Genomic DNA, 22,266 nt, shown 5'->3' with positions numbered 1-22,266 from the left:
GACAGATCCCGTTTTGCCGTCGGTAAACGCCCTAGAGCAGGGCCACCAGCACGGTGACCAGGGCGCCCAGCAGCAGCAGGGCGATGCCGCGCGCGGCCGGGCCGTGCAGCTTGTTCCACATCAGCAGGCTGGTGAGGGCCAGCAGCAGCATGGCCAGCGCCGCCAGATCCCCCACCAGCTGCCACGGCAGGCCGGTGCCCATGCCACGGTGCAGCCGGTTGAGGCTGGCGGCGAAGTTGGCCTGTTGCAGTTCGGTGCGCACCAGCAATGTGCCCGCCACATAGCTGGCAGCCACGCTCTGGCTGAGGGTGACGCCGCGCATCTCCCAGCGGGCCGGCAGGGTGAGCGGGCCGTCGGGGGTGGGCAGGGTCTGGGGCGGGGTGAGCTGGACGCGCCCCTCCTCGAACCCTGCTGCATAGCGTTGTTGCAGCAGGCTTTTCAGCTCATCCGGGCTGCTCAGCGGTGCGCTCAGCACTATCTCTTCGCTGGATTTTTCGGTGTGGGGGCCGGGCAGCGGCAGCACGGCCCTGTGTTGCAGCCAGAGGCCGGTGAGGCCGTAGAGCAGCATCAGGGTGAGGGTGGCAAAGCCGGCCCAGGCGTGGATGCGGCGCACCCACTTGTTGTTGTGCAGGGGGAGTTTTCTGCGTTTCATCGCTCGGTGCTTCATAAAAATCTGGCCAGCGGAAGCTGGCCAGAGGGATCGGGAAAAGGCGGGGATCAGAAGCGGTAGGCGGCGCTCAGATGCAGCTGACGGGGTGTGCCCGGCATGATCTGGGAGGCGCTGGTGGCGCTGACGAAGTAGTCGTGATCGGTCAGGTTCTCCACGCTCAGCTGAGTTTCCCACTGCTGCCAGCGGTAGCCGGCACGGGCGTCGAAGCGGGCGTAACCGGGCAGGGTGGTGGTGTTGGCGTTGTCGGCGAAGCGATCGCCCACCGCGGTCACCCCGGTCTCGCCGAACCAGCCCTGCTTGCCGCTCTGATAGCCGGCGAACAGCTCGCCGTTCTGACGGGAGACGTTCATCGGCCGCTTGCCTTGCAGATCGGCGTCCGCCTTGACCTGCTCGGCATCCTGGATGGCGATGCCGCCGCGCAGGTAGAGTTCGTCGGTCAGCTGGGCGCGGGCGCTCAGCTCGATCCCCTCGGTGCGCTGCAGACCGGTGAGGATCACCTTGGTGGGATCCAGCGGATCCTTGCTGCGCTTGTTGTACATCTCCAGCCGGTAGAGGGAGAGGGTGGTCGCCAGGCGGCCATCCAGCCAGTCGCTCTTCACGCCGCCCTCGTACAGCCGGGTGTGCTGGGGATCCAGGTTGTTGTTCTTGTCGCCCGGGGTGATGCCGATCAGCTCGCCACCCACCGGGGTGAAGGTCTTGCTGTAGGAGGCATAGAAGGCGTGCTCCTCGATCGGGTTCCACACCAGCCCCAGGCGCGGACTCAGGCTGGTGACCGAGACGGTCTCCTCCTTGTTGAGGTCGTTGCGGCGGCTGGTGACGGTGAAGTCGTCGCGGCGCAGACCCGCCAGCAGGTGCCAGTCACCCAGACTGAGCTGATCCTGCACATAGAGGCCGTAGCCACGCACCTTGTGGTTGGCGTCGCTGGAGAGCTTCATGGCGCCGTCGTAGGTGGGCAGGGAGCCAGGATCATAGAGGTTGCCGGCCGGGATCGCGGTGGCGTTCTGGTAGAGCTTGGGGGTGCGCTCCTGCCAGTTCTGCTCGAAGCCCACCAGCAGACGGTGCTCGATGGGGCCGGTCTGCAGCTGGCCCTCGGCCTCGGTGTTGCTGATCAGGCTGTTGGCCTTGAGATCCTGCTGCCAGCGGGAGCGGGTTACCTGATCCCCCTTCACGCTGGTGACATAGGTGTTGTCGAACTGGCTGTCGAGGCTGGTGTAGCCCAGCTGCTGGCGCAGTTGCCACTGATCGTTGATGTCCCAGGTGAGGCGCGAGCGGGTGGACTGGGCCACATCGTCGATGAAGTCGCGGCGGGTATCGCTGTAGACATACTCCTTCGGCACGTCGGCCGGCCGGCCGTTGACGCCGGGGATGCCGCGATCCGGGGTGCGGTCGTGCTCGTTGCGCTCGTACTGCACCAGCCAGTTCAGCTTGTCGTTGATCTCCCAGTTGACGGAGGGGGCCAGCAGGGTGCGTTTGCTGGTCACGCCGTTGCGAAAGCTGTCTTTGTCTTCCTGGGCCAGGTTGAGGCGCACCTGCACCTGCTCACCCGCTTCGCCGTTGAGGTCGGCGGCCAGCCGGCGGCTGTCGAAGCTGCCGACCTGGGCGCTGACGCTGGACTCCAGCCCCTTCTGTGGCTTCTTGCTGACCCGGTTGACGATGCCGCCGGTGCTGCCACGGCCATAGAGCACTGCCGCCGGCCCCTTGAGCACTTCGACCCGCTCGGTGTTGCCAAGGTCGCGGGTGTACTGCATGTCGTCGCGAAAACCGTCCAGATAGAAGTCATTGCTGGCGCTGAAGCCGCGGATGTTGACGCCGTCGAAGCGGGTGTCACCGCTGGCGTTGACGCCGGGGATGCCGGTCAGCGCCTCGCTCAGGGTGGGCTGGCCGAAGGCGGTCAGCTCGCTGGCCTTGACGCTGTCGATGGCCTGCGGCACCAGCTTGGCCGGGGTGTTGGTGCGGGTCGCGGTGGCGACCTCTTCATGTTGGCTGCGTTTGCCGACCACTGTCATGGTCTCGTCTTCGGCGTGTGCGCCGGCGCTCAGGGCCAGCAGGGCGACACTCAGCAGAGTGCGCGGGTGGTGAGGTGTGTGCATGTTGCGTGTTGACTCTTGAAGAAGCGACCTGATGGTCTGAACTTGTTGATTTATTTGTAATTATTTTGTTTTCTCCCATTTGGGAGGATGCTAATGATATTGATTTTCATTAGCTGTGCAATAGAAACATGTTTTGGCGATGGGACTGGGTATCGGATGGCTCGCCAGCGCCGACAGGCCGCCCTGCCGGCAAGGTGACGGGAGGAGAGAAGAAGGGGGATGAGGGGCTCAGTGGTCGGCGGCGGAGGGGGCGATCTCGGCCAGCTGCTTGCCCAGTACCAGCCGCGGCGCCGGGTCGGTCTGCAGCGGGATATCCTGCAGCGGGGTGCCCTGCAGGTTGCGGTGGATGATGTTGGCCGCCATCTGGCCGAGGGCCCGATAGCTGCTGATGGTGCCGACGGTGCAGCCGTGCTCGACATAGAGCTCGGCGCTGCAGATGGTGGGGATGCCCGCCTCGTTGAGGGTGGCCAGCAGTTCGGGGGCGATGGAGAGCAGGTAGCTGTCGGCGGCGAGAAACACGATGCTCTCTTTGGCGTCGTGCTGCAGCCGCTTGAGTTCGCTGGCCAGCCGCCGCTTGTCCGGCGCGATGCGCCAGGTGGTGAGCTCCCACTGGTAGCGACGGGCTTCGCGCAGCAGCAGCTCACCGGTCAGCAGGGTGTTCTGCTCGCGCGGGTTGAACGGCAGCAGCAACCCCTTGCCGGCGGGCAGATAGCGGCGGGCGTTGGCGAGCTGCAGCGCCATCGGCACCATGTTGCTGGTGCCGGCCACCATCTGGTTTTCCGTCTTGTCGTCGGACAGGAATCCGGCCCCGACGGGGTCGGACACTATGCTGAAAATCAGCGGCTTGCGGTTGCCCACCAGGCTCTTGACCATGGCCGTGGCGGTGGTGCCGAAGCAGTAGATGTAGTCGTAGTCGGCGAGGGAGGGCAGCAGTTGCTGGCGCAGCAGGGTGGCCAGCACGGTTCTGTCCTGATTGGCGTTGAAGGTAACGAAGGTGGGGTGATGACCGAGCCGGTTCAGCTCGTCGAGAAAGCCGCGCTCGGCATCGGTCTCGCCGCGCCACAGCACCATGGCGATGGTCAGCGCCTGGACGGGCAGGGCGCAGAGCAGACAGCAGCAGATGAGCAGGCGTAGCGGCATGATGATCTCCTCGTCGTGGTTCTGTTGAGCCTAGATCATGGGGAGCAGGGCACGCCGGTGCGGATGCAAAAGAGCGCGCCGGCATCAGCCGGCGCGCGCAGTGCAGAGGGGCCCGACTTAGAAGTCGTAGCGGGCCGCCAGCTGGAAGTCATCCTTGACGTTGAGCTTGCCGCTCTCTTTGCTGTCGAGGTTGTTGATGCGGTACTCGCCGATGACGCGCAGGTTCTTGTTGAACTTGTACTGGGCGCCGAGGGTGTAGTAGTCGATGGAGTCATAGTCGGCCTTGCCGTCCTGCTCTACCTTCTGCTTGTTCCACAGCGCCATCAGGCCGAAGCCGTTCTCGAAGTTGTAACCCAACGCCCCTTCCCAACCGGTGTGATCCTTGCCGGTGGCCAGGAAGTCGGTACCGTCCGCATAGCTCAGGGCGGCGTAGACAGCCTTGTTGTCGTACTTGGCGGAGAGCAGCCACAGCTTGGCATCCTCTTCCCCGTTCTTGTCGCGGATCCCCACGTTGTAGGCAGTGCCCAGCGCCAGGTTGAACGGGAAGGTGTAGGCCACGGCGGCGCCGTAGGCGGCATCGCTGTCCTTGCTGGTGGTCTCTTCGGTATCACCGCCGTCGAACTTGTAGCTGGTATCTACCTGGAAGCCGTTGAACAGACCGGAGTACTTCAGCACGGAACCGGCACGGTTGGTGGCGAAGGTGTCGGTCTTGGCACCCAGCGCGTCGTTGCCATAGCCATCGGAGAGAGAAACGTCGGTCCAGTCAGCCAGGAAGCCAGGGGCCCCTTTCTGGCGACCGAAGGTGATGTTGCCCCAGTCGGCGCCAACACCGGCGAACGCCAGACGGGTGCGCAGGTTGTCGGAGTTCTCGCTGATGGTCTTCTCGCTGTCGTTGATGTACATCTGCACTTCGTACTGGGCCAGCGCCTTCAGTTGGCTGTTGATCTGGCTGTCGACCTTGGCGCCGAAGCGGACGAACTGATTGGCGCCCTGCTTGTCGCTGTACTCCTGAGTGCCGTTCGGATGGGTGCTGTCGACCCCTTCCTTCTTGTCACCGAAGAACTGGCCGGCGTAGATGCGGCCGTACAGATCCAGGGTGGTGGTGTCATTCTTGTAAACTTCAACGGCGTGAGCCTGGAAGGCCGCGGTGAGAGCCAGTGCCACTACAGTCAGCTTTTTCATCTTAATCCCTTGTGTTGCAAGCTTTGTTGTAAAAGACGGGGCCATGCTAGGCAGGGGGGATGACAGCGGGGTGACACTCTCGTGAAGTGTCGGTGGCGGTTTGATGTCAAATTGGTGAAAGGGCCGTGTTTTGTGTGACGAGCCGCCACTTTTGCGCGCAAAGGTTTGCCCTTGTGGTAGAATGCCGCCCGTTTTCGAGCTCCAAAGGTTGGATATGCGATGAGACGTGAACTGGCAATCGAGTTTTCCCGAGTGACGGAAGCGGCTGCACTGGCTGGCTACAAGTGGCTCGGACGTGGTGACAAGAATATCGCCGATGGGGCGGCCGTTGCGGCCATGCGCCATATCCTCAATCAGATCCAGATCGATGGTGAGATTGTGATCGGCGAGGGTGAAATTGACGAAGCGCCCATGCTCTACATCGGCGAGAAGGTGGGCACGGGTCTGGGCGACGCGGTGGACATCGCGGTCGATCCCATCGAGGGTACCCGCATGACCGCCATGGGTCAGGCCAATGCCCTGGCCGTGCTGGCCGTCGGCGACAAGGGTTCCTTCCTCAAGGCCCCCGACATGTACATGGAGAAGCTGATCGTGGGTCCCAAGGCCAAGGGTGCCATCGACCTCGATCAGGCGCTCGAGCTGAACCTCAAGGCCGTGGCCAAGGCGCTCGGCAAGCCGCTCTCCCGCCTGACCGTGATCACCCTGGCCAAGCCGCGTCACGACAAGGCGATCAAGGAGATGCAGGGGCTGGGGGTGCGGGTGTTCGCCATTCCCGACGGCGACGTGGCTGCCTCCATCCTCACCTGTCTGCCGGACAGCGAAGTGGACATGCTGTATGGCATCGGTGGCGCGCCGGAAGGGGTGATCTCGGCGGCGGTGATCCGTGCGCTGGACGGTGACATGCAGGCCCGCCTGGTGCCCCGTCACCAGGTCAAGGGCGACAGCCCGGAAGTGCGTGCGCTGGGCGAGCAGGAAATTGCCCGCTGCGAGGCACTCGGCATCGACGTGAGCAAGGTGCTCAAGCTGGAAGACCTGGCCAAGAATGACAACGTCATCTTCTCGGCCACCGGCATCACCAAGGGCGATCTGCTGGATGGCATCACCAGCGACGGCGTCATGGCGACCACCGAGACCCTGCTGATCCGTGGCAAATCGCGGACCATCCGCCGCATCAAGTCGATCCACTTCCTGGATCGCAAAGACAGCGTGGTGCGGGACATCATCCTGTAAGCGAAGCGGAATATCCGCGGGGCAACCCCCATGGTACCGCCTGAAAAGCCCGACGCTGTCGGGCTTTTTGTTGTCTGCTTGCAAGGGGACTATTTCATGGCGGGGCCGGGATAACAGTGAGGAAAATCCCCGCCCTTTGCTAAACTGGTTCGCCCTGCCGAGGAAAGCATCACATGGAATGTCGTCAAGGTTGCGGTGCTTGCTGCATCGCCCCCAGTATCAGCAGTGCCATTCCCGGCATGCCCGACGGCAAACCGGCCGGCGTGCCTTGCGTGCAGCTCGATGCGCGGCTGGGCTGCAAGATCTTCGGCCAGCCCGAGCGGCCGTCGGTGTGCGGCGGTTTTCGTCCCATGCCGGACGTGTGCGGCTATCACCGGGAGGAGGCTATCTGGCTCATCGGTGAACTGGAGCGAATGACGGCCTGAGGCTGACCTCTCCCACGGGGAGAGGGGGGCTGGTTCCCCCTCATCCCCGACCCTTATCCCGCGAAGGGAGCAGGGAGAGCTACCATTCGGAACAATCCCAATAAAAAGAGGCCGCAACTGCGGCCTCTTTTTATTTCGCGACGAGCTGGCGTCAGACGTCGGCCAGCTGCAATGCCTGGCGGTAGTACTCGTTGGCCTTGTTGGTGAGGCGGCGCTTGTCCATCACCTGACCGAGGGCGTGGTAGACCGCAGCGTTCGGCGCTTTTGCGACCTCCTGCTCCAGCAGGCGCTGGGCGTCGTCCAGCTGACCGGCCAGCAGGTAGACCTGGGCCAGCGCCGCGTCGACGCCTGGCTGGTCCTGGATCTTCTGCAGCAGGGTCAGCATCGGCTGGTAGCTGTCGAGCTTGAGCTTGGGCAGACGGGCCAGCAACTGGGGCGAGACCTGCTTGCGCAGCGCATCCAGCCACAGCTCGGCGGCCTCATTGTCGGCCCCCAGCTGGCGCAGGCGATCGCCATAAGCGGCCAGCAGATCCGGATCCTGGCGCAGCTTGCGCGGCAGCTCCTGCCAGATCGGGCGCAGGGTCTCGAGGGCGCCGCTGGCGGCGTCGAGGCGACCACGCCAGGCCTGCTGCAGCAGATCCTCTTCCTGTTTGGGGGTCAGCTTGCCCACCTTGTGCAGCACCGGAATGAGGTCGATGAGGGCAGCCCAGTCCTCACGGGCCAGGTGCACCTGGCGCAGCTGGTCCAGCACCATGGGGTGGCGCGGGTTGAGGGCGTAGACGGACTCCAGCATGGCCAGCGCGGTATCGTACTGGCCCTGCTCGATCTGCAGCTGGGTCTGGGTCAGGGTCAGCGCCAGCTCGGCCTTGGGGTTCTCCTCCTGCGCCTTTTGCAGGTATTGGTCCCGGCGCACGTCATCGCCACGGGCCTGGGCCGCCTTGGCAGCGCTCAGGTAGTTGAGCAGCGGGGTGTCGCTGTTGCTGGCGCCCTTGAGCATCAGCTTCTCGGCCTGGCTGTAGTGCCCCTCGGCCATGGCCAGGGTGGCAGCCACGGTCTGCTGGTTGGCCTTGCGGCGCCGGCGCGAGCCGTACCAGCCCAGCGTCTTGCGGCGCAGGCCGAACACCCGGCCCAGCAGCCACTCGACGATGAGCAGGGCACCGTAGAACAGCACCGCTAGGATCACCGCGCTGGTGACCGAAGATTCCACCGTGTAGTTGCCCAGCGAGATCAGCACATAGCCCTTGTTGCCGGAGGCCTGCGGGCCGAAGATGAGGCCGGCCACCATGGCGGCCACCAGTACAATCAGACGAATCATGGTGCCCTCCTCAGTTGCTGGCCAGAATGCGCTGCAGGCGCTCGGTCAGCACCTCTTCCAGCATGGCCTGGGTCTTGAAGCGATCCGGATAGTTGAACTGGATCTGCTCCCCCTTGAGCTTGTCCAGCTCGGACTGCATGTAGTGGGTGGCGCTGTTGTCGGTGTCGAAATACTGGGTCAGCCAGCGCTGGGCCTTGTCCAGGCTGTCGTCATAGAGAGCCTGCTGCTCGCGGTAGACGGCGAGCTGGGCCTGCAGCAGCTTGGTCTTGAGGTTCTCGCGCAGGAAGATCTCCTGCTGCGGGGAGAGCAGGGCCTCCACCGCGCCGTCACGACGGCGGATGGTGATGAAGTTCTCGGTGAACTTGACCCAGTTCTTCTTGAGATTGCTCTCCCACTCGTCCGGGTTGGTGCTGACGGCCTGATCGGGCTCGCTCTTGGCTTCCGGCATGCTGACGGTGGAGAGCGGCAGCAGCTCGATCTGATCGGAGAGGGCGGCCAGCTTCAGGGTCAGCCCTTCGCGGTCGATGCGCGGCATCCCCTTGAGCTGGGCGATGTCTTCGGCCAGCGCCTTGCGGATGGGCATCAGGCTGGGATCGTTGAGTGCCTTGATGCGCTCGTCGGCATTGCCGAGCAGTGTGATGGCGGAGACGAGGTCGTGTTCCAGCCACAGCTTGCGACCGGCCATCCGCACCAGGTATTCGGATTCGGCCAGCATCCAGTCATTGGGGCGCTTGTCGTTGAGATCCAGCACCCGGGTCTGCAACCCCTTGAGCTCGTCCTGCAGCAGTTGCTGCTGCTTGCCGAGGGCGGCCAGCTGTTCGCCATCCTTGCTGTTGCTCTGGTCAAGCTTGTTCATGGCCTCGGCCAGTTGCAGCTTGAGCTGGTTCAGCTCGCCCTGCTGAGCCACGGCACTCTTGTGGCCGTGCAGATAGAGGCCGCCGGTCAGGCCGAGGGCCAGCAGGATGGCGATGCCGCCGACCACAGCACCCGAGCTGCTCTTCTTGTTGTTGACCTTCTGGCCGGGTTGCTTGTTGTCGGCCACGGAGGCCGCGGCACTCGGCTGGACTTCTTGCTGTTCAGTCATTCCATCTTCCTCAGTTCCAGAGCGGCCGTCAGGGCCTGGTTGGATGCACCCTGGGCAATCGTGATATGGGTAAAGCCCGCCGCTGCGGCCATTTCGGCCACCCGCGGGCTGGGCACCACCAGCAGGCGGTCGTGCAGCCAGGGCAGCTGTTGGTCCGGGACCAGTTCCAGCAGCCGTTGCAGCAGTTCACCGCTGGTGACGAGCAGGCTGTCGAGCCCGGCCGCCTGCCAGTGGCGAGTCAATGCATCCCCGTCCAGTGCGGGGTAGTGGCGCTCATAGGCCGCACAATAGTGCACCAGTGCGCCGCGTGAGGCCAGCGTCCGGGCGATGAGATCCCGGCCGCCATTGCCGCGCAGGATCAGCACCTGCTTGCCGTTCACCTGTTGCAGGCCGGGCAGGGCCAGCAGCCCTTCGCTGCGCGGATCGTCCGGGCTCAAGGCCTGGATGCCCACCTCGGCGAAGGCATCCGCGCTGGCCTGGCCGACCGCAAAGTAGTCAATATTTGGCCAGGTCTGACCAGTTTGCAACAGAAAATGATGAGTGAAATGAACTGCATGCATGCTGACAGCGATGACGATGTCGGCCTGGGGCAGCAGTTCGGGCAGGCGGTGCAGTTCGCTGCCCGCCACGGTTTCCAGCAGCGGGCAGCAGAGCGGTGCGTGGCCGTGCTGGCGCAGCAGCGCCGCCAGCTCGGCGGCCTGGGCGGCCGGGCGCACCACCAGCGGGATCATGCCCGGTAGACCTCGGCCAGGATGACATCGGCACCATCGGCCAGCAGACGCTGGGCCAGGGTGTGACCGAGGGCCTCGCCGTCGGCCAGTGGGCCGCGGATCTCGTCGCGGATGACGCGGCTGCCATCTGGGCTGCCCACCAGGCCGCGCAGCCACACTTCTTCCCCCTGCACCAGGGCGTAGGCCCCGATGGGGACCTGGCAGCCCCCCTGCAGGGCACGGTTCATGGCGCGCTCGGTCAGCACCCGGATGCGGGTCTCGGGGTGTTCGAGCGGTGCCAGCAGGGCGTGCAGCTCATGATCGTCGAGGCGGCATTCGATGCCGACCGCGCCCTGGCCGTTGGCGGGCAGGCTCTGCTCTGGCTCGATGAAGGCGGTGATGCGGTGCGCCATCTCCAGCCGTTTCAGGCCGGCGGCCGCGAGGATGATGGCGTCGTATTCACCGGCGTCCAGCTTGGCGAGACGGGTGTTGACGTTGCCGCGCAAGTCGCGGATCACCAGATCCGGGCGTGCCGCGCGCAGCTGGCACTGGCGACGCAGGCTGGAGGTGCCGACCACGGCCCCCTGCGGCAGCTCATCAATCTGGCCGAAGCGGTTGGAAACAAAGGCATCGCGCGGATCTTCGCGCTCGCAGATGGTGTGCAGGCCGAGCCCCTCGGGGAACTCCACCGGCACGTCTTTCATGGAGTGCACGGCGATGTCGGCCCGTCCCTCCAGCATGGCGGTTTCCAGCTCCTTGACGAACAGCCCCTTGCCGCCCACCTTGGCGAGAGGGGTATCCAGGATCTTGTCACCCTGAGTGCTCATGGGCACCAGCTCGACCTGCAACTCGGGGTACAGGGCTTCCAGCCGGTCTTTGACGAAGTTGGCCTGCCACAGGGCCAAGGGGCTCTTGCGAGTGGCAATTTTCAGGGTTCGGGCTGCCATATCAATCAGTTGTTTCATCTTTAGAAGGAAAACGATCTTACCACCCTTTGCAGGGGCTTTCATGGCGCAGCCCGCAAAAGCGGGCTCAAGCTCAAAAACGGCCGCTGAAAATGATTTTTATTAAGTCTGGCTTGCCAGTTAATTTGTTGAAATTACAAATCTTTATTGCTTTCCAATGATACTGTTTAGTGACTTGTCATAAATAATCCGGCGATTGTGTGCGGGCTTGTTTACCACCGCTGTTTGCATTGTTAACATGATCACACTTTTTTGACGTCTCCCCGTTTTGGTGCGTCATTTCTTACCTCGGTATAGGCAGGGCATTGCTGGTAAAACTCGACACGCTGGTGGCGCGCTACGACGAACTCAATCGTCTCAAGACGCAACGGGCGCTAGGTCTCATGAGTCGCTACGGGCAGCAGGTTTTTCAGCTGCTACCCGTCATGCTGCACTTCAATCACCCCTTGTTGCCCGGTTATGTGGCGGGGGATGTGCCGCACGGCATCTGGAGTTTTACCGCCAATGACGCCCAGCAGGCCTTCATCGAGGACCTGTGCCAGAACGCCAACTGCCTGAACGGCCTCACCACCCATGACAAGTCGATCCAGGGGCTCTACTCCATGGGCAGCACCTCGTCCATCGGTCAGTGCTGTCACTCGGATCTCGACATCTGGGTCTGCCACGTGGCCGGTTTGTCGCAGGAGCGGCTCGAGCTGCTGGATCTCAAGTGTCAGCAACTCTCCAAGTGGGCCGAGCAGCGCGGGGTCGATCTTAACTTCTTCCTGATCCCCGAGGACAAGTTCCGCCAACGCAACGATGCCCAGATGCAGGGTGAGAGCTGCGGCAGCGCCCAGCACCTGCTGCTGCTGGACGAGTTCTATCGCAGCGCCATGCTGATCGCGGGCAAACGGCTGCTCTGGTATCTGGTGCCCAGCGAGTATGACGACCACTACGACGACTACGTCAACGGCCTGTTCGCCCACGGCAAGCTGAGCCAGGATGACTGGCTCGATCTCGGTGGCTTCAACCGCATTCCGGCCGAGGAGTACTTCGGCTCCGCCCTCTGGCAGCTCTACAAGGGTATCGACTCCCCCTACAAGGCGGTGCTCAAGTCGGTGTTGATGGAGGCCTACTCCCACGAGTATCCCAACACCCGTCTGCTGTCGGTAACCAGCCGCGACTGGTTCCAGCACAACGAGGGGATGCACTACCGGCTCGACAACTACTGCCTGATGCTGGACAAGGTGACCAACTACCTCAAGTCCATCGGTGACATGCAGCGGCTCGATCTGGTGCGTCGCTGCTTCTATCTGAAGGTCTGTGACGGTCTCAGCCACCCGAAGGAGGAGCATTCCCCGGCCTGGCGCCGCGAGCAGATGACCCAGCTGGTGGCCTACTGGGGCTGGAGTCAGGAGCGGTTGCACCATCTGGATCACCGCCAGGAGTGGAAGGTCGAGGACGTCAAGGTGGCTCACGCCGAGCTGCTGGAAGCCCTGATGCAGAGCTACCGCAACCTGATCCAGTTCGCCCGGCGCAACAACATCAGCGAGTCCATCAACCCGGAAGACATCGGCATCCTGTCGCGCAAGCTCTATGCCGCGTTCGAGAGCCTGCCGGGCAAGGTGCAGCGCATCAACCTCAAGATTGCGCCGGACTTGAGCGAGCCGGATCTCAGTTTCGTGCAGGTGCCGCACGGCCGTTTGAACCGCGCCGGCTGGTATCTCTACAAACATTCGCTGGAGCCGGCAGACATCATCGGCCGGGCGCCGCTCGAATATAACGGCTACATCAGCAAGCTGGTGTCGTGGGCCTACTTCAACGGCCTGCTGACGCCCCAGTCCCGGGTGCACCTGTTCAATCAGGGCTCGGATCTGCACATCGACAACCTGCACCAGTTCTGTCGCGATCTGTCCGGCACCTTCCCGGTCAAGTATCCCCGCGCCACCAACCTGGCCCTCAGCCGGCCGTGCGAAATTCGCCAGCTCTCCATCTTCCTCAACCTGGAGACGGACCCGACCAGCCACTGGGTGGGCCAGGTGATCGAGTTCGACGCCAACGCCGCCGACGTCTTCTCGTTCGGCCGCAACCAGGAGTGTCTGGTGGGCTCGGTGGACCTGGTCTATCGCAACTCCTGGAGCGAGATCCGTACCCTGCACTTCCAGGGGGACGAGGCGGTGGTGGATGCCCTCACCACCATCCTCGGCAAGATGCACCAGGATGCCGCCGCCCCCGAGATGATCGAGGTGTTCTGCTACAGCCAGCACTTCCGCTCTCTGGTGCGTACCCGCTTCCAGCAGCTGGTGGCCGAATGCATCGAGCTGCGTCTGGCCCGCGACAAGCAGCAGCTGGTTAAGACGCTGGCGCTCGGCAAGGAGAAGTACGGCATCTTCTTCGAGCGGCGCGGGGTGTCGGTCAAGAAGCTGGAGAACGCGGTCGACTTCTATCGTCACATCTCCCACAACAAGCTGGATCACCTGCCACTGCGGCTCGACAAGACCCACAGCCAGCATCTGCCCGGCATCGTCGATGCCTACGCCAGCGAGGGGCTGGTGCAGTTCTTCTTCGATACCCGGGATGCGGGCACCAACATCTATATACTGGACGAGGCGAACCGGGTGGAGATCTACCAGCACTTCGCCGGCAACAAGGATGAGCTGGTGCAGGGAGTGAACCGCTTCTATACCTCCAGCCACGAGCGCTTCAGCGACGCGGGCCAGTTCAGCAACTTCAACCTGCCCCAGTACTACGAGATAGTGCAGATCAATGGCGAGCTGGAGGTGATCCCCTACCGCAGCCAGGGTCAGCTGCGCGACGGTGGTCAGGGGCGCGAGCTCGGCTCCGCCGCAGGTGCGGGGTAGGGCAGGGGCCGGTCCGGCGTGCGCGCAAGCGCCCTGGTCTCGGCCCCCTGCTGCACAGGATCATCGCTCATATCCAATGAAAACGGCCTGCATCTGCAGGCCGTTTGGCTATCCGTGGTTGGCTCAGCCCGCGAGGCGAGCCAGCAGCCACTGACGGATATCGTCGAGTTGCGGGCGGCAGATTTCGTGGCGCATCGGGTACTCGTGCCACTCGGGGGAGAGTCCGGCCGCCTCCAGCCGGTTCTTGGCGTCCCAGCCCATGGAGAGGCTCACCACGTCGTCATAGATGCCGTGCATGTAGCAGATGGGCAGGCTGCGGGCAGCCTCGCCCATCTCGCCGAGCAGGGCGTCGGGCGCCGCCAGGTAGGTGGACATGCAGAGCAGGCCCGCCAGTTGCTGCGACAGGCGCAGGGCGGTGAAGGAGGCAATCACGCCCCCCTGGGAAAAACCGGCCAGCACGATGCGATCGGGGGCGAAGCCCTCGGCCACCAGCTGCTCGATCAGCGAGGCGATGCGGGCCGCGGACTCCCTGACGTGGGACTCCACGGCGCGATCCGCCGGGTTGTCGAAGCTCTTGACGTCGTACCAGCCGCGCATCTTGTAGCCCATGTTGATGGTGATGGCGCGCTCCGGCGCATCGGGCAGCAGATGACGCACCGGCAGGTCGGCGGGCAGCGCCAGCGCATCCACCAGCGGGGCGAGGCCGGCGCCGGAATCTCCCAGCCCGTGCAGCCAGATCACCGCGTGACGGGCGCCTTCAGGGTGCAGATCGATCATGGCGGGCTGCGTCATCATGGGAACTGGACGGGTTCGCCCGCCTGGGTGGTGCAGGCCTTGCTCAGCAGCGTCTTGAGCTCGTGACCGAAGCGGTTGTCGATCCAGCTTTCCCCTTGCAGCTCGAAGTGGAAGCCGTTCTCGCGGGTGGCGACCCAGATCTGGTGCAGGGGCTCCTGCTTGTTGATGATGACCTTGGTCTTGTTCTCGAACGACAGGGTCAAGACCCCGCCGGCACGCTCACAGTCAATATCCGGATATCCTGCGTCGACGGTGTCCTCCACATATTGGAAAAAGGCGTCGGTCAGGGCGTGATACTCGTGATCCTTCATCGGTTTATCCTGTTGCTTTTAACAATGTGAGTGCGATTATAGAGGGCCAAAAATTTTTTCGCAGCGAACCATTATGATTACCCAGCTTACCAAGTGTCTGCTTGCCACTCTTCTGTCTCTTGGTTTGGCCGCGTGTGGCCTGACGGGACCGCTCTACATGCCGCCCCCCGAGCAGCCCCAGACCCAGAGTACACCGCAAGCACAGACGCCTGCGACCGCCGAGGCTGCCCCAGAGGCCGCGCCGCAATAATTTAGGAAGGAACCGCCCCCTTGGATCACTTTAACTACGACGCCGACGGCCAGCTTCAGGCCGAACACACCTCGCTGCAACAACTTGCCGAGCAGTACGGCACCCCGCTGTACGTCTACTCCCGCGCCACTCTTGAACGCCACTGGCACGCCTTCGACAAGGCGGCGGGCGACATCCCCCATCTCATCTGCTATGCGGTCAAGGCCAACTCCAACCTGGCGCTGCTCAACCTGCTGGCGCGCCTTGGCTCAGGCTTTGACATCGTCTCCGGCGGCGAGCTGTCGCGGGTGCTGGCGGCGGGCGGCGATCCGGCCAAGGTGGTCTTCTCCGGGGTGGCCAAGAGCGAAGCCGAGATGCGCCTCGCGCTGGATAAAGAGATCCTCTGTTTCAACCTGGAGTCGGAAGCCGAGCTGGAGCGTCTGAACCGGGTGGCGGGCGGCATGGGCAAGAAGGCCCGAGTGTCGGTGCGGGTCAACCCGGACATCGACGCCGGTACCCATCCCTATATCTCCACCGGCCTCAAGCAGAACAAATTCGGCATTCCCATCGAGCAGGCGCCCGCCATCTACCGCAAGGCGGCGGCCATGGCCAACATCGAGATCGTCGGGGTGGATTGCCATATCGGCTCCCAGCTCACTGAATTGAATCCCTTCATGGAGGCGGCCGACAAGCTGCTGCGGCTGATCGACGGCCTGGCGGCGGAAGGCATCCACATTCACCACCTGGATGTAGGCGGTGGTCTGGGGGTCAACTACGGCGCCGAGCAGCCGCCCCATCCCAGCGAATATGCCGAGGCGCTCAAGCAGAAGCTGGCGGGCCGGGATCTGACCCTGTTGTTCGAGCCGGGTCGCGCCATCGTCGCCAACGCCGGCGTGCTGCTGACCCGGGTGGAGTACCTCAAGCCGGGCGAGACCCGCAACTTCGCGCTGATCGACGCCGGCATGAACGATCTGCTGCGTCCTTCGCTCTACGGCGCCTGGATGAACATCGTCGAGGTGGACAGCCGCACGGCCCACGAGCCGGCGCTGTACGACGTGGTCGGTCCGGTCTGCGAGACCGGTGACTTCCTCGGCAAGGAGCGCACCCTGGCGATCGCCGAGGGATCCCTGCTGGCGGTGCGTTCCGCCGGTGCCTACGGCTTTACCATGTCCTCCAACTACAACACCCGTCCTCGCGCCGCCGAAGTGCTGGTGGACGGAGCGCAGTCGTTCCTCATCAGAGAGCGCGAGCAGTTGGCCGATCTCTGGCGCGGTGAGCATTTACTGCCCTGATTGTTAATGGATTTCTCTAAGCGTTCCTCCAGGTGAGAGCGTGAACAAGGGTACAGGAACGCACGATGTTGATAGATTTTTCCAAGATGCACGGGCTGGGGAACGACTTCATGGTGGTGGATGGCGTCACCCAGAAGGTGTTTTTCAGCAATGAGGTCATCAAGAAGCTGGCGGATCGCCACTTCGGCATCGGCTTCGACCAGCTGCTGCTGGTGGAGCCGCCCTATGATCCCGAGCTTGACTTTCACTACCGCATCTTCAATGCCGATGGCAGCGAGGTGGAGCAGTGCGGCAACGGTGCCCGCTGTTTCGCCCGTTTCGTGCGCCTCAAGGGGCTGATCAACCGGGATCGCATCGCGGTCAGCACGGCGCGCGGCCGCATCGTGCTGCAGCTGGAAGGGGAGAACCAGGTCACGGTCAACATGGGGGTGCCCCAGTTCGAGCCGGGCAAGATCCCGTTCCGGGCCCAGAAGGCGGAAAAAACCTACCTGCTGCGGGCCCAGGAGCATACTGTGATGTGCGGGGCCGTCTCCATGGGTAATCCTCACTGTGTCATCGAGGTGCCCTCGGTGGTCGATGCGCCGGTGGCGACCCTGGGTCCCATCATGGAGCGACATGAGCGCTTTCCCGAACGGGTCAACGTCGGCTTCATGGAGATGGTCAACGCCAGCGAGATCAAGCTGCGGGTGTTCGAACGCGGGGTGGGCGAGACCCTGGCCTGCGGTACCGGCGCCTGCGCCGCCGTGGTGGTGGGCATCAGCCAGGGCAAGCTCAAGGAGCGGGTCACCGTCACCCTGCCGGGGGGCAAGCTGACCATCGCCTGGAAGGGGCCGGGTCAACCGGTCTACATGACCGGGCCGGCCGAGCACGTATTTGACGGTCAGATAGAGTTATAGGCACGGGCGGGGAGGCCCCCGCTCTGCCAAGCGCTAATGTCGGGGCCTTGTGCCCCTTTTTCGGATGGACCAACCAAGTTATGAGCGAACTCAAACGGCAGGAACCACTGGTGGATGAAGCCACAGTGCTGGAGTACCTGGCCCGTTATCCCGAGTTTTTCCAGCGCCACGCGGCCATGCTGGACCGGATCCGCATTCCTCACGAACGCAAGGGCACCGTCTCGCTGGTGGAGCGCCAGCTGGACAGACAGCGCGAGCGCATCGAACAGCTGGAGCAGGAGATCACCGAGCTGATGGGGATCGCCAGCGAGAACGAGCGGATCTTCCGGGTCTATGCCGATCTCTACGGCGAGCTGTACGGCTGTCAGAGCCTGTTCGAGGTGAGCGCTGTGATGGGCAAGGCGTTCGTGCAGCGGTTGCGGCTGACCGGCCTGCGGCTCTGGCTCAGCCCGAAAAAATTCCAGTTGAGCGGCCCCGAGCAGAAGTTCATGGCGGAGGGCCGACAGCTAGAGCAGCTGCTGGGCCAGCGACTGCCGGGTCAGGATTACTACTTCGGTCGGCTCAACCAGAGCGAGAAGCAGGCACTGTTCGGCCACGACGTGCTGGTCAACTCGGTGGCGCTGATGCGGCTCGGCGATCTCGGCGTGCTGGCCTTCGCCAGCTCGGATCCGAGCCACTTCACCCCCCACAACGACACCCTGCTGCTAGGCCAGCTTGGCCGCCTGCTGCAACTGCGTCTGCCCGAGCTGGCGCGTGGCTAAGACGCCGGCCAGATCCCCCGCCAAGGCGCCACCAGCCGCCGAGCCCCTGCCGGCTGCATTGGCCGACGAGCTGGCGGCCTTCATCGAATACCTGCGGGTCGAGCGCCAGCTCAGCCCGCACACCCGCAGCAACTACCAGGCCCATCTGGAAGCCATGACCGCCGAGCTGGTGAAGCTCGGGGTCGACGACTGGGCCAGGCTCGAGGCGAGTCAGGTTCGCAGTCTGGTGACCCGGATGCACAAGGCGGGGCTGGCGCCCCGTTCGCTGGCCACCAAGGTCTCCGCCCTGCGCAGTTTCTGCGACTGGCAGGTGCGCCAGGGCCGACTGGTGGCCAATCCGGCTCGTGGCATCGTCACCCCCAAGCAGGGGCGGCCGCTGCCCAAGAACCTGGATGTGGACGAGATGTACCAGCTGCTCAACATCACCGACGAGCAGGATCCGCTGGCGGTGCGGGATCGCGCCATCATGGAACTGATGTACTCCTCCGGCCTGCGCCTCGCGGAGCTGGTGGGGCTCAATCTGGCGGACGTGAAGCTCGACGAGCGTCAGCTCAGGGTGACCGGCAAGGGCTCGCGGGAGCGGGTGCTGCCGGTGGGGCGGATGGCGGTGGAGTGGCTGCACAAATGGCTCAAGCTGCGCCCCCTGCTGGCCGGCGACGAGCTGGAGGCGCTGTTCGTCTCCAAGCGCAAGCAGCGGCTGTCGGCCCGCTCGGTGCAGGAGCGGCTCGACGGCTGGGGCAACAAGCAGGCGCTCAACGCCCACGTCCATCCCCACAAGCTGCGCCACAGCTTTGCCACCCACATGCTGGAGTCCTCCGGCGATCTGCGGGCGGTGCAGGAGCTGCTGGGTCACGCCGATCTCTCCACCACCCAGATCTACACCCACCTTGACTTCCAGCATCTGGCCAAGGTGTATGACAGCGCCCACCCGCGGGCGAAGCGGGATCCCGCGGCCCCGGACGACGAATGAAGAGGGCCGGGCACGCCCGGTCCCGACAAGAGGAGATACCATGCAGTTCTATCGCCGCTGGCAGCCGGTGGCCGCCATCTCGTTTGACCTCGACGATACCCTCTATGACAACGGCCCGGCCATCGAACGAGCCGAGCAGTGGATGCTGAGCCACCTGCGCAGCGAATACCTGGCTACCGCCATGCTGGACAAGCCGCGCTGGCAGGCGCTCAAGCACAACCTGCTGCTGGAACAGCCGGCACTGCGCCACGACGTCAGTCTGGCGCGCCGGCACGGCATTCAGGCCGCGCTGATGGCGGGAGGGATGGCACAAGGGTTGGCGGAGCGTGAGGCAGCGTCGGTGTTCGCCGGCTTTCTGGCCGAGCGCTCGAAGATCGAGGTGAGCGACCAGACCCACACCCTGCTGGCCCGGCTGGCCGAGCGCTACCCGCTGGTGGTCATCACCAACGGCAATCTGGACCTGACCCGGGCTGGTCTCGCGGATTACTTCACCCTGGTCTGCAAGGCTGGCCTTGGCAGCAGGATGAAGCCGGCGCCGGACATGTTCGTAGAGGCGCAGAGGGCTCTCAAGCTGGCGCCCGGCCAGATCCTGCACGTGGGGGATCATCCACAGACGGATGTGCTGGGAGCTCGGCTGCACGGCTTCAAGGCCGCCTGGCTCAATGAGCGCGGCCAGCCCTGGCGAGAGTTGCAACTGCTGCCGGACGTGGAGCTGACGGCGCTGGGCGAGCTGGCCGAACTGCTGCTCTAATCAGACCTCCATACCCACCCCATACCCGCCGGTTCGCAGCCGACATGCATCCCCTGTCGGCCGCTCATGCTCCGCAGGCCGCAGCCGTGGTACGGGTCATGCCGGAGTGGTCACTCGTTGCGGCAGATCAATCCGCGTAGATCGTAAGGCTCGGGCTGGTTGACCCGGCAGTAGCTGATGCCGGCGGGCAGCGCCTGCTGCAGGGTGATGGCGGTCTCCCGGTAGTGGCAGACCAGGTAGAAGGGGCGGGGGTTGCGGCGATCCAGACTCCAGTAGTGCAGCGCGTCGCTGTCGCCGTTGTCCGGCTTGAGCTGGGCTCGTTCATCGGGGTCGCCGTCGAACAGGGCCAGGTTGTCCAGCCGGTGGCTGAGGGGCTGGTGTTGTTCCCCCAGATCGTTGCGGGTGACGGCCTGCCACCCCGGGTTGGCCCCCAGCTGCTGCTGGCGGGTTTCAATGGTCGCGGGGCAGTCAAATTGCAGGGTGGCGCTCAGGGCCAGTGCGGTCAACAGCATGAAATGCATCTCTGGTAGAAAGCCTGAGCCGCCATGCTACGTCATCGACCGCCAAACAGCGCCATCAGTTTGTCCAGCAGATCCCGTGGCGGGGTGATCTGCTTCATGGCTTCCGCCTCCCGCGCCAGCAGCTCCTGCTGCTCCTGCTGACGGGCGCTCAGCACCTTGTAGAGCGGCTCGAGCAGGGAGCCACGCTGGGCCACCAGCTCCTGGAACATGGCCTGATTGATGCGATAGGTTTCGACGGTCCCCAGGGCCCGCACCGTGAACGGGCTGGGCTCGCCGGTGAGCAGGCTCAGCTCGCCGAAGAAGTCGCCGGCATTGAGGGTACCGAGCGGCAGCTCGCGCCCTTCCACCTCCACCAGCATCTGGGCATCCCCCTTCACCAGCACGAACAGCCAGCCGGAAACCTCCCCCTGGCTCAACATCCGATCGCCGTTGACGAAGGGGGCGAACTTGACCTGATCCGCCAGCCGCAGCAGCTCCTCCTCCTGCAGCATGGCGAACAGCGGCAGGCGGCGCAGGGTGTCGGTGCGCTCGGCGGTATGCCGCTTGTGGCGCTGATCCTTGTGATCCTGATCCGTGGTCATGAAGACGTTGAAGATGGGCGGGGTCAGGCGCCGGTCGTTGCGGCGCAGGGCGGCATCGATCAGGGTGCGCACCGCCGAGTCGGTGGGATCGTCCACCGCCAGATCGGTGAGCCAGTAGCGCACCGCGTAGCGGGCGATGCCGTTTTCCACGTTCATCAGCAGGCAGTCCGGCTGCGGGCTGGCGGAGACGTGGCGGATGCGGGTCTCCCGCAGGGACTGTTCCACCAGGGCGATGATCTGGGTCGGCAGGGTATCCAGGGTGATGTCGAACCAGACCCAGCGGCGCCACTGCAGGGGGGCGTTCTGCCGCCGTCCGAGCACGGTGAAGCGCTGCTTGAGCAGGTGGCTGTTGGGGATCACCACGGTCTCCCAGTTGCGGGTCTCGATGGTGGTGGCACGCCAGTTGATCTCCACCACCCGGCCCTGGGTGGTCTCCACCTGCAGCCAGTCACCGATGGCGATGGAGTTGTCGAGCTGGATCGAGACGCCGGCCAGCAGGTTGCCCAGGGTGTCCTGCATGGAGAAGGCGATGACGGCGGTGATGACGGCGGAGGTGGTGACGATCTCGCCGAGGGCCATGCCGGAGGCGTAGAGGCGGAACAGGCACCAGCCGATGTAGCCGACCGTGATGACGATGTCGGCGATGATGCGCGGGATGCGGATCTGGCACAGGGGCAGCAGAAACTGGAACAGCAGGATCCCCCAGATCTTCACCAGCACCAGCCCGGCCAGCAGGCTGGAGATCTCCACCAGCCAGTGGTGGGGCAGCGGCAGACGAAACCAGCCCCCTTCGAACTGGATCAGCAGGATCACCACCAGGCTTATCATCACGAAACCGAGCTCGCTCACCAGCTCCCGCCGACGGCCGGGGCTGCGCAGGAAATGGGTGAAGAGCAAGAACAGGGTCAACAGGGTCCAGAATGGGTGTTCGCCAATCCACAGCAGGGTAGGTAGCGCAACGAGGTTATCGCTAAACATAGCAGCCCCTTATCATTGGTTATTTCCAGCATAGTTGGTTTCAACCCGCTAAATGGGTGCGGGGCGGGGGCAATTTATTTATGCTGGGCGCCGGTCTGACGAGGGAGTGGTACGAGTGCGCACGCTGAACAAGATGGTCTGGATTGCCGGGGCCTGGTTGCTGACGGGCTGTGATCAGCTGGCCGACAAGTATCGGGTCGAATTTCGCGATGGCTCCTGGCGCGAGATCGCCATCACCCCCTTCGCCGACGAGGCGCGCTGGCGCGAGGGCTGCGCCACCGGCGAGGTGCTGAGCGACATGATGCTGCCGCTCAAGCGCGGCAAGACGGTCAACGGCCGCGAGCAGCTGTTGATCGGCGGCGAGCTGTTCGAGCTGGACGACAGCGCACTCTATCGCAGCAACGGCATGGTGTTTGGCCACACGCCGGATCACATCCAGCGCGGGCTGAAGGGGCTGGAGGTATGCCGAACCCTGCGCCCGGATCGCGGTGCGCTGCCCAAGCTCAAGGCGCGCGGGTTCGGCGACTAGC

At 64.1% G+C, this 22,266-nt stretch carries 22 protein-coding genes; 10 read left to right on the top strand and 12 right to left on the bottom strand.

All coding sequences use genetic code 11. The features are described 5' to 3' along the window. Positions 1 to 31: 31 nt before the first annotated feature. From ACPW75_RS18295 to ACPW75_RS18280, 4 genes are all read right to left on the bottom strand, one after another. The gene (locus ACPW75_RS18295) at positions 32 to 652 is read right to left on the bottom strand and encodes a PepSY-associated TM helix domain-containing protein (protein ID WP_190283838.1); all 621 of its coding nucleotides are present in this window, start codon (positions 650 to 652) and stop codon (positions 32 to 34) included. A 65-nt stretch (positions 653 to 717) separates the two neighbouring features. Continuing rightward, a complete protein-coding gene (locus ACPW75_RS18290) occupies positions 718 to 2,760 on the bottom strand; it encodes a TonB-dependent receptor (protein ID WP_077098298.1) in 2,043 nt (680 codons plus the stop codon). A 228-nt stretch (positions 2,761 to 2,988) separates the two neighbouring features. Continuing rightward, a complete protein-coding gene (locus ACPW75_RS18285; protein WP_077098300.1) occupies positions 2,989 to 3,900 on the bottom strand; it encodes an ABC transporter substrate-binding protein in 912 nt (303 codons plus the stop codon). A gap of 117 nt (positions 3,901 to 4,017) precedes the next feature. After that, on the bottom strand, positions 4,018 to 5,082 hold the full coding sequence (locus tag ACPW75_RS18280) for a porin (protein WP_016349239.1): 1,065 nt from the start codon (positions 5,080 to 5,082) through the stop codon (positions 4,018 to 4,020). Between the two features lie 219 nt (positions 5,083 to 5,301). Here ACPW75_RS18280 and glpX point away from each other — a divergent pair, with 219 nt between their 5' ends. Together glpX and ACPW75_RS18270 are read left to right on the top strand one after the other, a co-directional pair. Beyond that, entirely contained in the window at positions 5,302 to 6,312 is a 1,011-nt protein-coding gene (gene glpX, locus ACPW75_RS18275) for a class II fructose-bisphosphatase (protein WP_016349240.1), read from the top strand. Between the two features lie 173 nt (positions 6,313 to 6,485). After that, positions 6,486 to 6,737, top strand: a complete 252-nt coding sequence (locus ACPW75_RS18270) for a YkgJ family cysteine cluster protein (RefSeq protein WP_077098302.1) — start codon at positions 6,486 to 6,488, stop codon at positions 6,735 to 6,737. Positions 6,738 to 6,888: 151 nt separating this feature from the next. On the opposite strand, the gene ACPW75_RS18265 is transcribed toward ACPW75_RS18270, so the two are convergent. Genes ACPW75_RS18265 through hemC form a run of 4 tightly spaced genes read right to left on the bottom strand, consistent with a single transcriptional unit; the run spans position 6,889 to position 10,793 of the window. Further along, the gene (locus ACPW75_RS18265) at positions 6,889 to 8,052 is read right to left on the bottom strand and encodes a heme biosynthesis HemY N-terminal domain-containing protein (protein ID WP_011704439.1); all 1,164 of its coding nucleotides are present in this window, start codon (positions 8,050 to 8,052) and stop codon (positions 6,889 to 6,891) included. 10 nt (positions 8,053 to 8,062) lie between these two features. Next, complete coding sequence (locus tag ACPW75_RS18260; RefSeq protein ID WP_041217696.1) at positions 8,063 to 9,136, bottom strand: uroporphyrinogen-III C-methyltransferase; 1,074 nt, start codon at positions 9,134 to 9,136, stop codon at positions 8,063 to 8,065. Then, on the bottom strand, positions 9,133 to 9,867 hold the full coding sequence (locus ACPW75_RS18255; RefSeq protein ID WP_077098117.1) for a uroporphyrinogen-III synthase: 735 nt from the start codon (positions 9,865 to 9,867) through the stop codon (positions 9,133 to 9,135). Before ACPW75_RS18255 ends, ACPW75_RS18260 begins: the two co-directional genes overlap by 4 nt. Continuing rightward, complete coding sequence (hemC, locus tag ACPW75_RS18250; RefSeq protein ID WP_016349245.1) at positions 9,864 to 10,793, bottom strand: hydroxymethylbilane synthase; 930 nt, start codon at positions 10,791 to 10,793, stop codon at positions 9,864 to 9,866. Before hemC ends, ACPW75_RS18255 begins: the two co-directional genes overlap by 4 nt. A gap of 323 nt (positions 10,794 to 11,116) precedes the next feature. On the opposite strand from hemC, the gene ACPW75_RS18245 reads away from it, so the two are divergent. Further along, positions 11,117 to 13,651: a class I adenylate cyclase gene (locus ACPW75_RS18245; protein ID WP_017408871.1), complete on the top strand. Its 2,535-nt coding sequence runs from the start codon at positions 11,117 to 11,119 to the stop codon at positions 13,649 to 13,651. 123 nt (positions 13,652 to 13,774) lie between these two features. Here the strand turns inward: ACPW75_RS18245 and ACPW75_RS18240 are convergent, their stop codons facing one another. Further along, positions 13,775 to 14,428, bottom strand: coding sequence for an alpha/beta hydrolase (locus tag ACPW75_RS18240; protein WP_179101533.1), 654 nt, complete (start codon positions 14,426 to 14,428; stop codon positions 13,775 to 13,777). A gap of 14 nt (positions 14,429 to 14,442) precedes the next feature. Next, entirely contained in the window at positions 14,443 to 14,757 is a 315-nt protein-coding gene (gene cyaY, locus ACPW75_RS18235; protein WP_011704445.1) for an iron donor protein CyaY, read from the bottom strand. A 73-nt stretch (positions 14,758 to 14,830) separates the two neighbouring features. Between cyaY and lptM the strand changes: the two genes are divergently transcribed. The 6 genes from lptM (at position 14,831) to ACPW75_RS18205 (ending at position 19,656) form a co-directional block, all read left to right on the top strand. Next, a complete protein-coding gene (lptM, locus tag ACPW75_RS18230; RefSeq protein WP_017408874.1) occupies positions 14,831 to 15,007 on the top strand; it encodes an LPS translocon maturation chaperone LptM in 177 nt (58 codons plus the stop codon). Between the two features lie 20 nt (positions 15,008 to 15,027). Continuing rightward, positions 15,028 to 16,278 carry a diaminopimelate decarboxylase gene (gene lysA / locus ACPW75_RS18225; protein ID WP_077098113.1) on the top strand — a complete coding sequence of 417 codons (1,251 nt, stop codon included), beginning with the start codon at positions 15,028 to 15,030 and terminating at the stop codon, positions 16,276 to 16,278. A gap of 65 nt (positions 16,279 to 16,343) precedes the next feature. Continuing rightward, the gene (gene dapF, locus ACPW75_RS18220) at positions 16,344 to 17,174 is read left to right on the top strand and encodes a diaminopimelate epimerase (protein ID WP_041217699.1); all 831 of its coding nucleotides are present in this window, start codon (positions 16,344 to 16,346) and stop codon (positions 17,172 to 17,174) included. An 80-nt stretch (positions 17,175 to 17,254) separates the two neighbouring features. Further along, on the top strand, positions 17,255 to 17,935 hold the full coding sequence (locus ACPW75_RS18215) for a DUF484 family protein (protein ID WP_016349251.1): 681 nt from the start codon (positions 17,255 to 17,257) through the stop codon (positions 17,933 to 17,935). Beyond that, the gene (xerC, locus tag ACPW75_RS18210) at positions 17,928 to 18,905 is read left to right on the top strand and encodes a tyrosine recombinase XerC (protein WP_042066090.1); all 978 of its coding nucleotides are present in this window, start codon (positions 17,928 to 17,930) and stop codon (positions 18,903 to 18,905) included. The genes ACPW75_RS18215 and xerC overlap by 8 nt, the downstream gene beginning before the upstream one ends. Before the next feature lie 40 nt (positions 18,906 to 18,945). Further along, on the top strand, positions 18,946 to 19,656 hold the full coding sequence (locus ACPW75_RS18205; RefSeq protein WP_077097599.1) for an HAD-IA family hydrolase: 711 nt from the start codon (positions 18,946 to 18,948) through the stop codon (positions 19,654 to 19,656). A 110-nt stretch (positions 19,657 to 19,766) separates the two neighbouring features. On the opposite strand, the gene ACPW75_RS18200 is transcribed toward ACPW75_RS18205, so the two are convergent. Both ACPW75_RS18200 and ACPW75_RS18195 read right to left on the bottom strand, forming a co-directional pair. Next, positions 19,767 to 20,168 (bottom strand): STY0301 family protein, encoded by a 402-nt coding sequence (locus tag ACPW75_RS18200; RefSeq protein WP_179101500.1) that lies wholly within the window; start codon positions 20,166 to 20,168, stop codon positions 19,767 to 19,769. 41 nt (positions 20,169 to 20,209) lie between these two features. Next, positions 20,210 to 21,736 carry a mechanosensitive ion channel family protein gene (locus tag ACPW75_RS18195; protein WP_039212899.1) on the bottom strand — a complete coding sequence of 509 codons (1,527 nt, stop codon included), beginning with the start codon at positions 21,734 to 21,736 and terminating at the stop codon, positions 20,210 to 20,212. Positions 21,737 to 21,869: 133 nt separating this feature from the next. Between ACPW75_RS18195 and ACPW75_RS18190 the strand changes: the two genes are divergently transcribed. Then, the gene (locus ACPW75_RS18190; RefSeq protein WP_161772480.1) at positions 21,870 to 22,265 is read left to right on the top strand and encodes a hypothetical protein; all 396 of its coding nucleotides are present in this window, start codon (positions 21,870 to 21,872) and stop codon (positions 22,263 to 22,265) included. Position 22,266: the final 1 nt, after the last annotated feature.

This window comes from Aeromonas sp. FL131 (assembly GCF_049860615.1).
In the GTDB taxonomy this organism is placed as follows: Bacteria; Pseudomonadota; Gammaproteobacteria; order Enterobacterales; family Aeromonadaceae; genus Aeromonas; species Aeromonas hydrophila.
The sequence above is the reverse complement of the archived record's forward strand: the minus strand, read 5'-3'. Positions and strand labels throughout refer to the sequence as shown.

Excerpts from the sequence above, each read along its gene's own strand:
- ACPW75_RS18295 (WP_190283838.1), bottom strand. The coding sequence starts at position 652 with ATGAAACGCAGAAAACTCCCCCTGCACAACAACAAGTGGGTGCGCCGC.
- ACPW75_RS18290 (WP_077098298.1), bottom strand. The coding sequence starts at position 2,760 with ATGCACACACCTCACCACCCGCGCACTCTGCTGAGTGTCGCCCTGCTG.
- ACPW75_RS18285 (WP_077098300.1), bottom strand. The coding sequence starts at position 3,900 with ATGCCGCTACGCCTGCTCATCTGCTGCTGTCTGCTCTGCGCCCTGCCC.
- ACPW75_RS18280 (WP_016349239.1), bottom strand. The coding sequence starts at position 5,082 with ATGAAAAAGCTGACTGTAGTGGCACTGGCTCTCACCGCGGCCTTCCAG.
- glpX (WP_016349240.1), top strand. The coding sequence starts at position 5,302 with ATGAGACGTGAACTGGCAATCGAGTTTTCCCGAGTGACGGAAGCGGCT.
- ACPW75_RS18270 (WP_077098302.1), top strand. The coding sequence starts at position 6,486 with ATGGAATGTCGTCAAGGTTGCGGTGCTTGCTGCATCGCCCCCAGTATC.
- ACPW75_RS18265 (WP_011704439.1), bottom strand. The coding sequence starts at position 8,052 with ATGATTCGTCTGATTGTACTGGTGGCCGCCATGGTGGCCGGCCTCATC.
- ACPW75_RS18260 (WP_041217696.1), bottom strand. The coding sequence starts at position 9,136 with ATGACTGAACAGCAAGAAGTCCAGCCGAGTGCCGCGGCCTCCGTGGCC.
- ACPW75_RS18255 (WP_077098117.1), bottom strand. The coding sequence starts at position 9,867 with ATGATCCCGCTGGTGGTGCGCCCGGCCGCCCAGGCCGCCGAGCTGGCG.
- hemC (WP_016349245.1), bottom strand. The coding sequence starts at position 10,793 with ATGGCAGCCCGAACCCTGAAAATTGCCACTCGCAAGAGCCCCTTGGCC.
- ACPW75_RS18240 (WP_179101533.1), bottom strand. The coding sequence starts at position 14,428 with ATGATCGATCTGCACCCTGAAGGCGCCCGTCACGCGGTGATCTGGCTG.
- cyaY (WP_011704445.1), bottom strand. The coding sequence starts at position 14,757 with ATGAAGGATCACGAGTATCACGCCCTGACCGACGCCTTTTTCCAATAT.
- lptM (WP_017408874.1), top strand. The coding sequence starts at position 14,831 with ATGATTACCCAGCTTACCAAGTGTCTGCTTGCCACTCTTCTGTCTCTT.
- dapF (WP_041217699.1), top strand. The coding sequence starts at position 16,344 with ATGTTGATAGATTTTTCCAAGATGCACGGGCTGGGGAACGACTTCATG.
- ACPW75_RS18215 (WP_016349251.1), top strand. The coding sequence starts at position 17,255 with ATGAGCGAACTCAAACGGCAGGAACCACTGGTGGATGAAGCCACAGTG.
- ACPW75_RS18205 (WP_077097599.1), top strand. The coding sequence starts at position 18,946 with ATGCAGTTCTATCGCCGCTGGCAGCCGGTGGCCGCCATCTCGTTTGAC.
- ACPW75_RS18200 (WP_179101500.1), bottom strand. The coding sequence starts at position 20,168 with ATGCTGTTGACCGCACTGGCCCTGAGCGCCACCCTGCAATTTGACTGC.
- ACPW75_RS18195 (WP_039212899.1), bottom strand. The coding sequence starts at position 21,736 with ATGTTTAGCGATAACCTCGTTGCGCTACCTACCCTGCTGTGGATTGGC.
- ACPW75_RS18190 (WP_161772480.1), top strand. The coding sequence starts at position 21,870 with ATGGTCTGGATTGCCGGGGCCTGGTTGCTGACGGGCTGTGATCAGCTG.